Genomic DNA, 12144 nt, shown 5'->3' with positions numbered 1-12144 from the left:
CCGGTTGGGTATCCCCGCGCATTATCTTCGCTTCGACGCCCGGTTCGCGGGCGGTGCTGTCACATTCAGTGACCGTGTGAAACCGTTTCGCCAGCCGCCAGGCGGTACACCGTGCCGCAATACGGGCACTTGGCCTGCCCCGTGGCAGCCACGTCCAGATAGACCTTGGGGTGGCTGTTCCACAGCTTCATGTCCGCCAGCGGGCTGGGGCAGAACACCCCGCCGTGGGCATTGAGGTCGGTGGCCTTGAGTTCGATGGCGGCGGCTTGGCTCATGGCGTGCTCCTCAGACCCTGGACAGCCAGGCGGCGTACTTGGGGTTGCGACCGTTCACGATGTCGAAGAACGCGCTCTGGATCTTCTCCGTGATGGGGCCTCGGCTGCCCACGTAGTCGTCCTTGCCCAGTTCGATGCGGTCGAGCTCGCGAATGGGCGTGACTTCGGCGGCAGTGCCGGTGAAGAACGCCTCATCGGCGATGTACACCTCGTCGCGCGTGATGCGCTTCTGCACGATCTCCAGGCCCAGGTCCTTGGCGATGTGGAAGACGGTGTTGCGGGTGATGCCATTGAGTGCGCCGGCCGAGAGGTCGGGGGTGTAGATCACGCCGTTCTTCACCACGAAGATGTTCTCGCCAGCGCCCTCGCTCACGAAGCCCGAGGCGTCGAGCAACAGGGCTTCGTCGTAGCCCTCGTCGGTCACTTCCATGTTGGCCAGGATGCTGTTGGTGTAGTTGCTCACCGCCTTGGCCTGCGTCATGGTGATGTTGACGTGGTGGCGTGTGTAGCTGCTGGTTTTCACACGAATGCCGCGCTTGAGGCCTTCTTCGCCCAGGTAGGCGCCCCAGGCCCAGGCCGCCACCATCAGGTGGATGGTGTTGCCTTTCGGGGAAACGCCGAGCTTCTTGTCACCGATCCAGGTCAGCGGGCGGATGTAGCAGCTCTCCAGCTTGTTTTCGCGCACCACGGCCTTCTGGGCCTCCATGGCTTCCGCCATGGTGAAGGGCAGCTTCATGCGCAGGATGCGGGCGCTGTTGAAGAGCCGTTCGGTGTGCTCTTCCAGTCGGAAAATCGCCGTGCCACCCACCGCGTTGTAGGCCCGGACACCCTCGAAAGCGCCACAGCCGTAGTGCAGGGTGTGCGTCAGCACATGGATCTTGGCGTCGCGCCAGTCGACCATCTGGCCGTCCATCCAGATCTTGCCGTCGCGGTCGGACATCGAGGGAACGATGGGGCTCATGGGGGTCCTTTGGTGGTTTCAACAGGGCAGACCGAGCTGCCAAAACCGCCGATTTTACGGTGCCGTGCGGCACCCGCCGAACCCCGGCGCCGGCTATTCGGTGGCCGGTCGGTCCAGCTTCCAGCGCTGCAGCTTGCCACCCTGGAACTCGGCGGTGACGCTCGAGTGGCCGTTGTCGGTCCAGCGGTACACCTCCGGCTCGATGCCTTCTTCCGAGAGCCGCTCGCCCAGCGATCGCGTCTGGGCCGTCACATGCATCAGGGTCACGCCCGGGCGCAGCTTGGCGTTGAGCATCACGGCGCTGCCGACATGGCCGATCGGCTGATTGGCCGCGCGCTTGAGCACGGTCATGAGGCGGGTCACATGCAGCAGCAGCCACATCATGAGGCCGCCGCCGGCCGCAGCAAGGCCTGGCCAGCCGTAGGCGCGGTGCGCCATGTACAGCAGCGCACCGGCTGCCAGGATCACGAAGGGTTTCTGTAGCTTCTGCATGCCGACATTGTCCAGGGGTAGAAGAGGCCTTTTCCTGCGGGTTTTACGCAGACGCGGGGGGTCAGCCGAGTTCTCTGGCCACTTCCATGGCCTCCTCGATGCGTTCCACACCATGCACGGTGAGCCCTTCGAAGGCCTTGTCGCCCTTGCGCGGCAGGTTGGCCTTGGGCACCACGGCCACCGAAAAGCCCAGCTTGGCGGCTTCCTTCAGCCGCTCCTGACCGCGTGGCGCAGGACGCACCTCGCCCGCCAGGCCGACCTCGCCAAAGGCAATGAAGCCCTTGGGCAGCGCCCGGCCGCGCAGGCTGGAGGTGATGGCCAGCATGACGGCGAGATCGGCCGCCGGTTCGCTGATGCGCACGCCCCCCACGGCGTTCACGAACACGTCCTGATCCATGCAGGCCACACCCGCGTGGCGGTGCAGCACCGCCAGCAGCATGGCCAGACGGTCGCGGTCCAGGCCCACGCTCAACCGACGGGGAGACGGGCCGCCGCTGTCCACCAGCGCCTGGATTTCGACCAGCATGGGGCGCGTGCCTTCCAGCGTCACCATCACGCAGCTCCCGGGCACGGGCTCGCTGTGCTGCGAGAGAAAGATCGCGCTCGGGTTGCTCACGCCCTTCAAGCCTTTTTCGGTCATGGCGAACACGCCGATCTCGTTGACCGCGCCAAAGCGGTTCTTGATGGCGCGGATCAATCGGAAGCTGCTGTGTGTGTCACCCTCGAAATACAGCACGGTGTCGACCATGTGCTCCAGCACGCGCGGGCCGGCCAGCGCACCTTCCTTGGTGACGTGGCCCACCAGCACGATGGCCGTGCCGCTGGCCTTGGCCGAGCGCGTCAGGTGCGCGGCGCATTCGCGCACCTGTGCCACGGACCCTGGCGCCGAGGTGAGCTGCTCGGAATACACGGTCTGGATCGAGTCGATCACCGCGATGGCGGGTTGCGTGGCCTGCAGCGTGGCCAGGATCTTCTCCAGCTGGATCTCGGCCAGCACGCTCACCTGCGAACCGTCCAGCCCGAGCCGGCGCGAACGCAGCGCCACCTGGGCGCCGCTTTCTTCACCGGTCACGTAGAGCGTCTTCAGGCCGGCACGCTGCAGCGAGTCCAGCGCCTGCAGCAGCAAGGTGGACTTGCCGATGCCCGGGTCGCCACCGATCAGCACCACGCCGCCCTCCACGATGCCGCCGCCCAGCACGCGGTCGAGTTCGTCGTGGCCGGTGGGCGTGCGCTGCACGTCGGTGGCGTCGATGTCCGCCAGGGTCGTGACCTCGGCCGTCTTCGCCAGCGAAGCGAAGCGATTCTTTGCGGGTGCGGTCGATTCGGCCACCGACTCGATCAAGGTGTTCCAGGCGTTGCAGTGCGGGCATTTGCCCAGCCACTTCGGGCTGCTGCCGCCGCACTCGGTGCAGGTGTATTGGGTTTTGTCTTTGGCCATGTTGCTGGGCAATATAGTCGAGACCCCATGTCCCGACCCCCATCCGACGCCACCGCTTTGCGCGTGCTGCCATCTGGCGAACAGCCGCTCTCGGCCGCCGCGCGCGCTTACAACCTGCAGCTCGCCCGCATCGACAAGCTGCGCACCCAGCTCGCCGAACTTGATGCGCTGGGCCAGCAGCACCGTCTCGCTCTGCACGAAGCTGTGGCGCCTTTGCGCTTGCAGGTGGCGCAACGCCGGCGTGAACTGGCGCTGGCCCTGGACGCACATTTGCAGGGCAAGCTGCTGAGCCAGGGACAGGCCGCGGTGGCGCGCGAAGTCTTGTGCCGCCTGGCGCGCACGCTCGCAGAAGAAGGCGACGACGCCATGCGCAAGCTGCACGATCGCCACAGCCCACGCACGTTGGCGCAACTGCGGCAGGACCACGCCGATGCCATGCGCCAGCGCCTCGAAGCCGTGCTGGGTGAACCACTCGCCGACGACGGGCAGGACTTGAGCGCCGAACAACTGGTGCGCGCCGGCATGGAGCGTTTGCGGCGTTCGCAACAGGAAGCGCAGGACCGCCGGCGCGATGCCGCGCAGGCCCGAAAAGTGCGCAAGCAGCCGGGCCTGGCTCGGCGCGAAGCCGAACAGCATGGCGCCGATACGCTGCTGCGCCGACTGTTCCGCCAGTTGGCCAGCGCCCTGCATCCGGATCGCGAGATCGATCCCGCCGCTCGCCTGCGCAAGACCGCGCTGATGAGCGAGGCCAATGCCGCTTACGAAAAACGAGATCTGGTCACGCTGTTGCAGATCCAGTCCCGCGCCGAGCTGGCCGACCCCGAGGCGGTGCACCGCCTGCCCGATGAGCGCCTGGCCGCGCTCACGCTGCTGCTCAAGGCGCAGGTGGCTGAACTGGAGCGCGAGCGGGCGGCTCGGCAGGGCTCGCTGGCCGCCGAGTTCGATCTGCCCGAGGGCATTTCACCCAACGCCAACAGCCTGCTGCAACAACGCATCGACCAGGTGCGGGCGCTGGAGTCCGAGTTGTCCGGGCTGTCGCACGACCTCGACGAGGTGGGCGACGAACGAAGGCTCAAGCGCTGGCTCAACGCCCGCCGTTGAAGCCCCGGATCAGTTCGCGCGTGATTTCTGCGGCCGGCAGTTCGCGGCAACCACCGGCGTTCTGCCCCGACCACAGCGGTGAGAAATCGCCGCTGCCGTGCGCTTCCCAATGTGCGCGCAGCGGTGCCATGGCGGCCGTGGCCAGCGGGAAAGCCGGTGCGGCCGGGTTCATGGCGCCGAGTTCGCGGATCACGCGGTTGACGATGCCGCGCGCCGGCCGCCCGGTGAAGATGTGCGTGAGGGTGGTGTGGTGCGCCGCCTCGCTCTGCAGGGCGGCGCGGTGCAGCGCACTGGTGGTGGCCTCAAGGCTGCACAGGTAGGCCGTGCCCACCTGCACGCCCGAAGCGCCCAGCGCAATCGCGGCGGCCACCCCGGTGGCGTCGGCGATGCCGCCGGCTGCGATCACTGGCACGCTCACCGCCGCCACGATCTGTGGCAGCAAGGCCATCGTGCCCATCTGCGTGCTCAGGTCGTCGGTGAGGAACATGCCGCGGTGGCCGCCAGCTTCCACGCCTTGCGCAATCACGGCGTCCACGCCAAAGGCTTCCAGCCAGCGCGCCTCTTCGATCGTGGTGGCCGATGAAATCACCACACTGCCCCAGCCCTTCACGCGCTCCAGCAGGTCGATGTCGGGCAGGCCGAAATGGAAGCTCACCACCTTGGGCCGGAAGCGCTCCAGGATGTTGGCCGCCGCACGGTTGAACGGCACCCGCCCGGCACCCGTGGGCACTTCGTTGATATCGATGCCCGCTTCTTCATAGAAAGGCGCCAGCCAGAAGCGCCAGGCCGCTTCGCGCGCGTCGTCGGGTTCGGGCTGCGTGTGGCAGAAGAAGTTGACGTTGTAAGGCCGCGTGGTACCCGCTGCGATGGCGTTGAGCTCGCGCTCCATGGCTTCCGGTGTGAGCATGGCGCAGGGCAGCGAGCCCAAGGCACCCGCATTGCTCACCGCCGTCACCAGGGCTGCCCCCTGCACACCCGCCATCGGCGCCTGGATCAGTGGATGTTCGGTGCCGAGCAGTTGGGTGAGTGCGTTCATGCACGGCATTCTCGCCGGGGTATCTGGGTGGGTAAACCCTGAATGTGTTTCCAAAAAAATCATTTAACATATTAAATAAATGAACGGAACCGATACCCCCTTCGTCCACCGCAACCTGCCACGGCTGTTGCTCGAGGCCCGCGAGGCCGTGATGCTGCACACCCGCCCCAGCCTGCGCGAGCACGGCCTGTCGGACCAGCAGTGGCGCGTGCTGCGCGTGTTGGGCGAGCACGCCCAGGCGCCCGGCGGTGTGGAAACCGGGCGCGTGGCGCGCGAAGCCTTTCTGCTCGGTCCCAGCCTCACCGGCGTGCTCACCCGCATGGAGCGCGACGGCCTGATCGAGCGCAGCCGCTGCCCGCAGGACGCGCGCCGCACCGTGGTGCGCGCCACCGCGGCGGGTCTGAAGCTGGTCAAAGCCCTGTCCGGCACCATCGAAGCGCACTACGCGTGGATGGAGCAGCGCCTGGGCAAGGCCCGGCTGGCGCAGCTCTACACCCTGCTCGACGAAGTGATCGCGCTGGAACAACCCCTGAATGCCGAGGTGCTGGAAGCATGAACACGACCACAACGAGGGTGGGCTGGCGGCCCGAAGGCACGGTGTACGGTGCGCTGCTGAACTTCCGGCACGAGATGGATCTGTGGGCGCCACGCATGAACGAAGCGCCCTACAAGGCGCCCCCCAAGGCTCCCGTGCTTTATGTGAAAACCGCCAACACCTTCACGCCATCCGGCCAGCCCATTGCATTGCCGGCGGGCGCTTCGGTGGAAGTCGCGGCCTCGCTGGGGCTGGTGATGGGCGCGGGCGGCGTGGCGGGCGTCGTGCTGTTCAACGACGTGGCCATCGCGCACGAAAGCTACTACCGCCCGCCGGTGAAGACGCGCTGCGTCGACGGCTTCCTTGGCCTCGGCCCTGAATGCGTTCCCCTGGACCGCCTGGGAGGGCTGGATGCCCTGCGAGACCTGGAGATCGAATTGCACCGCAACGGCGTGCACAAGCAGACCACTCGGCTCGCCGACTGGGTGCGCGATGCCGCTACGCTGCTCACCGATGTGCGCGAGTTCATGTCGCTGCGTCCCGGTGATGTGCTCATGACGGGCACCGACTGCCTGCCCGAAGGCGGGCGTGAACTGGTGCATGCGGGGGACTCGGTGGAGATCATTGCGCCCGGCTTCCAGTCGGTGGTGCACCACTTCGTGGCGGAGGAACTGACATGAAGCGCGCACGCATTGAATGGGGCGGGCAGGTTCACGACGCCATCGAGGCCAATGGCCAGCTTGAACTGCGTTCGGGCGAGCACCGGGGCCGACGGCTCTCGTTCGACGAGGTGGTTTGGCTGCCACCGCTGGCACCGGTGCCAGCCCATCGGCCGCGCACGGTGTTGGCGCTGGGCCTGAACTACGCCGACCACGCCAAGGAACTCGCCTTCAAGGCACCCGAAGAGCCGCTCGCTTTTGTGAAAGGCGAGGCCACGCTCATCGGCCACCGGTCGTTCACCGTGCGACCCGTTGACGTGACCCACATGCACTACGAATGCGAGCTCGCGGTGGTGATCGGCCGCACCACCCGGCGCGTGGCGAAGGCCGACGCGCTGGACTTCGTGGCTGGTTACACCGTGGCCAACGACTACGCGATCCGCGACTACCTGGAGAACTGGTACCGCCCCAACCTGCGCGTGAAGAACCGCGACACCTGCACGCCCATCGGCCCCTGGCTGGTGGACGCGGCGGATGTGCCCGACCCCATGAACCTCGCCTTGAAGACCACGGTGAACGGCAAGCTGACGCAGCAGGGCAACACGCGCGACATGATCTTCGACGTGCCCACGTTGATCGAATTCTTCAGCAGCTTCATGACGCTGCAACCCGGTGACCTCATCCTCACCGGCACGCCCGACGGCGTGGTCGACTGCCAGCCCGGCGATGTGATCGTCACGTCCATCGAAGGCGTCGGCGACCTCGTCAACACCATCACTCCACATTCCCCCGCATCTGCATGACGACGATCCAGCACCTCATCAACGGCAAGTCCGTCCCAGGTTCCGCCACGTTCGAGACCATCAACCCGGCCACCCAGGAGGTGCTGGCCGAAGTTTCCACGGGCGGCGAAGACGAGGTGAACGCCGCGGTGGCCGCAGCGAAAGCCGCGTTTCCGAAGTGGGCCGGTCTGCCGGCCACCGAGCGCGCCAGACTGATGCGCAAGCTCGGCGAACTGATTGCCGCCAACGTACCTGATATCGCGCGCACCGAGACCAACGACAGCGGCCAGGTGATCTCGCAGACCGGCAAGCAGCTCGTCCCGCGCGCTGCCGACAACTTCCATTACTTCGCCGAAATGTGCACCCGCGTGGACGGCCACACCTACCCCACGCCCACGCACCTGAACTACACGCTGTTCCACCCGGTGGGCGTGTGTGCCCTCATCAGCCCGTGGAACGTGCCCTTCATGACGGCCACGTGGAAAGTCGCGCCCTGCCTGGCGTTTGGCAACACGGCGGTGCTCAAGATGAGCGAGCTCAGCCCCCTCACGGCAGCGCGGCTGGGCGAGCTGGCGCTGGAGGCGGGCATTCCCGCCGGTGTGCTGAACCTGGTGCATGGCTACGGCAAGGAAGCGGGCGAGCCGCTGTGCGCGCACCCGGACGTGCGGGCGATCTCGTTCACCGGGTCCACCGCCACCGGCAACCGCATCGTGCAGAGTGCAGGGCTGAAGAAGTTCAGCATGGAGCTGGGCGGCAAGAGCCCGTTCGTGATCTTCGACGACGCCGATCTGGACCGAGCGCTGGACGCGGCGGTGTTCATGATCTTCTCGAACAACGGCGAGCGCTGCACGGCGGGCAGCCGCATCCTGGTGCAGCAAAGCATCTACGCGGACTTCGTGCAGAAGTTCACCGAGCGCGCGAAGCGCATCACGGTGGGCGACCCGCTGGATGAGAAGACCATCGTCGGGCCGATGATCAGCCAGGCGCATCTCTCGAAGGTGCGCAGCTACATCGAGCTGGGTCCGAAGGAGGGCGCCACGCTGCTCTGCGGTGGGCTTGATCGACCCTCTTACGCTGCCGAACTGCCCGCCCGCGTGGCCAAGGGCAACTACGTGTGGCCCACTGTGTTCGCCGATGTGGACAACCGCATGCGCATCGCGCAAGAGGAAATCTTCGGCCCGGTGGCCTGCCTGATTCCGTTCAGGGACGAAGCGCACGCGATCGAACTGGCCAACGACATCCAGTACGGTCTCTCCAGCTATGTGTGGTCGGAGAACCTGGGGCGTGCGCACCGGGTGGCGGCGTCGATCGAGGCGGGCATGTGTTTCGTGAATTCGCAGAACGTCCGTGATCTTCGCCAGCCCTTTGGCGGTACCAAGGCGAGTGGCACGGGGCGTGAGGGCGGGACCTGGAGTTATGAGGTGTTCCTGGAGCCCAAGAACATTGCTGTTTCGCTGGGGTCGCACCACATTCCGCATTGGGGGGTGTGATTTGTTGCGCTCCATTTCTCTCCACCGGGTTGGCGGGATCGAGCGGGCACGGCGCTCTGCTCCGCGAATGTCCTCCGGCGGCTGGAGCCGCCTCCCCCTTTATTTCGCTGCGCAGAGCGCCATGCCCGCTCGATCTGCAATGGCGTGTGTGCGGTCTTCTTTTTCTTGCATGCGCGGTCCGGAGTGGTTTGCTGGCTTGGGGTGTCCACCGCAGCGAAATAAAGGAGGAGGGGCCGCAGGCCCCGGGGGACATTCGCGGAGGTGGGCACCCCAAGCCAGTAAACCACGGCGCAACCCACAAACATCAAGGAACACGACATGGGAAAACTAGCCCTGGTCGCCAAGATCACCCACGTTCCCTCGATGTACCTCAGCGAAGTCGACGGACCCCGCAAGGGCACGAGACAGGACGCCATCGACGGCCACAAGGAAATCAGCCGCCGCTGCCGTGAACTGGGTGTCGACACCATCGTCGTCTTCGACACCCACTGGCTCGTCAACGCCAGCTACCACCTCAACTGCGCGCCCCACTTCCAGGGCACCTACACCAGCAACGAATTGCCCCACTTCATCAGCAACATGGCCTACGAGATCCCGGGCAACCCCGAGCTCGGCCAGCTGCTCGCCAAGGTCTGCAACCAGCATGGCGTGGAAACCCTCGCCCACCATGCCACCACCCTCGGTCCTGAATACGGCACCCTCGTGCCCATGCGCTACATGAACGAAGACCGGCACTTCAAGGCCATCTCCGTCTCCGCGCTCTGCCAATCCCACTACCTCAACGACAGCGTGCGCCTCGGCTGGGCCATGCGCAAAGCGGTTGAAGACCATTACGACGGCACCGTCGCCTTCTTTGCCAGCGGCTCGCTCAGCCACCGCTTCGCGCAGAACGGTCTTGCGCCCGAGTTCGCCTTCAAGATCTGGAGCCCTTTCCTCGAAACGCTGGACCGCCGCGTTGTCAACATGTGGGAGCAGGGCGAATGGAAGGCCTTCTGCGAGATGCTGCCCGAATACGCTTCCAAGGGCCATGGCGAAGGCTTCATGCACGATACCGCCATGATGCTCGGCGCGTTGGGCTGGAGCGAATACGACGGCCGTGCCGAAGTCATCACCCCGTATTTCGGCGCCTCCGGCACCGGCCAGATCAACGCCGTGTTCCCGGTCACGCCGCAGACGGGTGCGGCCATTCCCGCCTCGCAAGCCTCTTCCGCCGCCGGCTACCAGGCCGTCAGCCGACTCTGAGCCCGAACACCATGCCTCACCTCGTCATCCTCTACACCCCCAACCTCGATCAACCCGCTGCGCAAGGCGGCGTCGACATGAGCGCTCTGTGCCGCGAACTCTGCGACGCCATGCTCGCCGTGCGCGACGAGGCCGACCGGCAGGTGTTTCCCACCGGTGGCACGCGCGTGCTCGCCTACCCGGCGGCGCACAGCGCGGTCTCCGATGGCGGCGCGGCCGGCATGGCCGCCGGCCTGGGCGGCGACTACGCCTTTGTCTACATGAACGTGCGCATGGCCAAAGGCCGCAGCGCCGTCGTCCACCAGCGCGTGGGCGATGCGTTGCAGGCCGTGGTGAAGGCGCGCTTTGCTGCGCAACTCGCCGCGCACCCCATCGGCATCACCGTGCAGGTGGACGAAGGGCATGAAGTGTTTGATGCCAAGACCAGCTCCTTGCACCCGCTCTTCAACCGGAGCTGACACCATGCTCGACGACGTCCTCATCCAGCAACTGGCCGCCGAACTCGAGCAGTCCGAGCAGACGCGTGTATCGCTGGAGCATTTTTCGAAACGCTTTCCCGGCATGACCATCGAAGACGGCTACCGCGTGGGCCGTGCCTGGGTGGCCTTGCAGATCGCCAGCGGAAAAAAAACCATCGGCCACAAGATCGGTCTCACCAGCCGTGCGATGCAGATCTCCAGCCAGATCGACGAGCCCGACTTCGGTACCTTGCTCGACAGCATGCGCTTCACCGCACAGGCCGACCAGGTGCTGGAGATTCCAGCCTCGCGCTTCATCGCCCCGCGTGTGGAGGTGGAACTGGCATTCGTGCTCAAGGCTCCGCTGCAAGGCGAGGGCGTGACGGTGGATGACGTGCTGGCCGCCACCGAGTATGTGACGCCCGCCATCGAAATCATCGACGCCCGCATCGAACAGTTCGACCGCCACACCAAAGTCATGCGCAAGGTGTTCGACACCATCAGCGACAACGCAGCCAACGCCGGTATCGTGGTCGGCGAAGGCGACCCACGCTACCGCGCCGATCCGCGCCTCACCGACCTGCCCTGGTGCGGCGCCATCCTGCGCCAGAACGGCGCGGTGGAGGAAACCGGCCTGGCCGCGGGTGTGCAGGGTCACCCGGCCATCGGTATCGCGTGGCTGGCGCACAAGCTCGCGCCCTGGGGCGAATCGCTTCGACCAGGCCAGATCGTGCTGGCCGGCTCGTTCACTCGGCCGGTGGCCGCCAGGGCGGGTGATCTGTTCGAGGCCGACTACGGCCCGCTGGGTTGCCTGCGGTTCCGTTTCGTTTGAACTTTCCTTTTATGCAGACCCCCACCAACCCTTTCAAACAGGCGCTGGCCGAACGCCGTGTGCAGTACGGCTTCTGGCTGGGCCTGGCCCATGCCTACAGCGCAGAGATCTGCGCTGGCGCCGGTTTCGACTGGCTGCTGATCGACGGCGAACACTCGCCCAACGGACTGCAGAACCTGCTGGGCCAGGCCCAGGCCATCGCTGCCTACCCCGGCACGCACGCCATTGCGCGCGTGCCGGTGGGCGACGCGGTGCTCATCAAGCAATACCTCGACATCGGCCTGCAGACCCTGCTGGTGCCCATGGTGGACACGCCCGAGCAAGCGGCCCACCTGGTGCGCGCCTGTCGCTATCCCCAGGCCGATGGGCTGGGGGGCGTGCGCGGCGTGGCCGGCGCGCGCGCTTCGCGCTGGGGCCGCTACCCGAACTACGCGAAAGAGGCCAACGCCCAGGTCTGCCTGCTGGTTCAGGTGGAGACGCGCGAGGCCCTTCAGCAACTCGATGCGATTGCAGCCACGCCAGGCGTGGACGGGGTGTTCATCGGTCCGGCCGATCTGTCTGCTTCGCTCGGCCACATCGGCAATCCGGGGCATCCGGACGTGCAGGCTGCGATCGAGGATGCGATCGCGCGCATCCTGCGCGCGGGCAAGGCGCCCGGCATCCTCACGCCCGACGAATCCATGGCGCGCCACTACCTTGCGCTGGGTGCGGTGTTCGTGGCTGTGGGCCTGGATACCCAAATCCTCGCGCGGCAGACCAGTGCGCTGGCCGCGCGCTTCAAGAACGATGTTTCCCCGGCGCCCGTGCAGGCCCGGGGCAGTGTGTACTAGGCAGGAAGAGGAG

General features: G+C 66.3%; 14 protein-coding genes. 9 read left to right on the top strand and 5 right to left on the bottom strand.

Going from position 1 to position 12144, the window contains the following annotated elements; genetic code table 11:
- Window positions 1-65: 65 nt before the first annotated feature.
- From ACTIF6_RS19495 to radA, 4 genes are all read right to left on the bottom strand, one after another.
- A complete protein-coding gene (locus tag ACTIF6_RS19495) occupies window positions 66-275 on the bottom strand; it encodes a zinc-finger domain-containing protein (RefSeq protein WP_439589591.1) in 210 nt (69 codons plus the stop codon).
- Between the two features lie 10 nt (window positions 276-285).
- Window positions 286-1236 carry a branched-chain amino acid transaminase gene (locus tag ACTIF6_RS19490; protein WP_439589590.1) on the bottom strand — a complete coding sequence of 317 codons (951 nt, stop codon included), beginning with the start codon at window positions 1234-1236 and terminating at the stop codon, window positions 286-288.
- Window positions 1237-1329: 93 nt separating this feature from the next.
- Window positions 1330-1728 carry a glycerate kinase gene (locus ACTIF6_RS19485; RefSeq protein ID WP_439589589.1) on the bottom strand — a complete coding sequence of 133 codons (399 nt, stop codon included), beginning with the start codon at window positions 1726-1728 and terminating at the stop codon, window positions 1330-1332.
- Between the two features lie 61 nt (window positions 1729-1789).
- Window positions 1790-3166 carry a DNA repair protein RadA gene (radA, locus tag ACTIF6_RS19480; RefSeq protein ID WP_439589588.1) on the bottom strand — a complete coding sequence of 459 codons (1377 nt, stop codon included), beginning with the start codon at window positions 3164-3166 and terminating at the stop codon, window positions 1790-1792.
- A gap of 27 nt (window positions 3167-3193) precedes the next feature.
- Here radA and ACTIF6_RS19475 point away from each other — a divergent pair, with 27 nt between their 5' ends.
- Window positions 3194-4267, top strand: coding sequence for a hypothetical protein (locus ACTIF6_RS19475; RefSeq protein ID WP_439589587.1), 1074 nt, complete (start codon window positions 3194-3196; stop codon window positions 4265-4267).
- Here the strand turns inward: ACTIF6_RS19475 and ACTIF6_RS19470 are convergent.
- Window positions 4251-5303, bottom strand: coding sequence for an NAD(P)H-dependent flavin oxidoreductase (locus ACTIF6_RS19470; RefSeq protein WP_439589586.1), 1053 nt, complete (start codon window positions 5301-5303; stop codon window positions 4251-4253). The two genes, ACTIF6_RS19475 and ACTIF6_RS19470, sit on opposite strands and share 17 nt — an antisense overlap.
- A 79-nt stretch (window positions 5304-5382) precedes the next feature.
- On the opposite strand from ACTIF6_RS19470, the gene hpaR reads away from it, so the two are divergent.
- The 8 genes from hpaR to ACTIF6_RS19430 all read left to right on the top strand — a co-directional run bounded on the left by hpaR (window position 5383) and on the right by ACTIF6_RS19430 (window position 12131).
- Window positions 5383-5859 (top strand): homoprotocatechuate degradation operon regulator HpaR, encoded by a 477-nt coding sequence (gene hpaR / locus ACTIF6_RS19465; RefSeq protein ID WP_439589585.1) that lies wholly within the window; start codon window positions 5383-5385, stop codon window positions 5857-5859.
- Window positions 5856-6518 carry a fumarylacetoacetate hydrolase family protein gene (locus ACTIF6_RS19460; RefSeq protein WP_439589584.1) on the top strand — a complete coding sequence of 221 codons (663 nt, stop codon included), beginning with the start codon at window positions 5856-5858 and terminating at the stop codon, window positions 6516-6518. Before hpaR ends, ACTIF6_RS19460 begins: the two co-directional genes overlap by 4 nt.
- A complete protein-coding gene (locus ACTIF6_RS19455) occupies window positions 6515-7300 on the top strand; it encodes a fumarylacetoacetate hydrolase family protein (protein ID WP_439589583.1) in 786 nt (261 codons plus the stop codon). Before ACTIF6_RS19460 ends, ACTIF6_RS19455 begins: the two co-directional genes overlap by 4 nt.
- The gene (gene hpaE, locus ACTIF6_RS19450) at window positions 7297-8769 is read left to right on the top strand and encodes a 5-carboxymethyl-2-hydroxymuconate semialdehyde dehydrogenase (RefSeq protein WP_439589582.1); all 1473 of its coding nucleotides are present in this window, start codon (window positions 7297-7299) and stop codon (window positions 8767-8769) included. The genes ACTIF6_RS19455 and hpaE overlap by 4 nt, the downstream gene beginning before the upstream one ends.
- Before the next feature lie 318 nt (window positions 8770-9087).
- A complete protein-coding gene (gene hpaD / locus ACTIF6_RS19445; protein ID WP_439589581.1) occupies window positions 9088-10011 on the top strand; it encodes a 3,4-dihydroxyphenylacetate 2,3-dioxygenase in 924 nt (307 codons plus the stop codon).
- Between the two features lie 11 nt (window positions 10012-10022).
- Window positions 10023-10469, top strand: a complete 447-nt coding sequence (locus ACTIF6_RS19440) for a 5-carboxymethyl-2-hydroxymuconate isomerase (RefSeq protein ID WP_439589580.1) — start codon at window positions 10023-10025, stop codon at window positions 10467-10469.
- Between the two features lie 4 nt (window positions 10470-10473).
- Window positions 10474-11301, top strand: coding sequence for a 2-oxo-hept-4-ene-1,7-dioate hydratase (hpaH, locus tag ACTIF6_RS19435; RefSeq protein WP_439589579.1), 828 nt, complete (start codon window positions 10474-10476; stop codon window positions 11299-11301).
- An 11-nt stretch (window positions 11302-11312) separates the two neighbouring features.
- A complete protein-coding gene (locus ACTIF6_RS19430; RefSeq protein WP_439589578.1) occupies window positions 11313-12131 on the top strand; it encodes an aldolase/citrate lyase family protein in 819 nt (272 codons plus the stop codon).
- Window positions 12132-12144: the final 13 nt, after the last annotated feature.

This window comes from Hydrogenophaga sp. (assembly GCF_051860785.1).
Taxonomy (GTDB): domain Bacteria; phylum Pseudomonadota; class Gammaproteobacteria; order Burkholderiales; family Burkholderiaceae_C; genus Hydrogenophaga.
The sequence above is the reverse complement of the archived record's forward strand: the minus strand, read 5'-3'. Positions and strand labels throughout refer to the sequence as shown.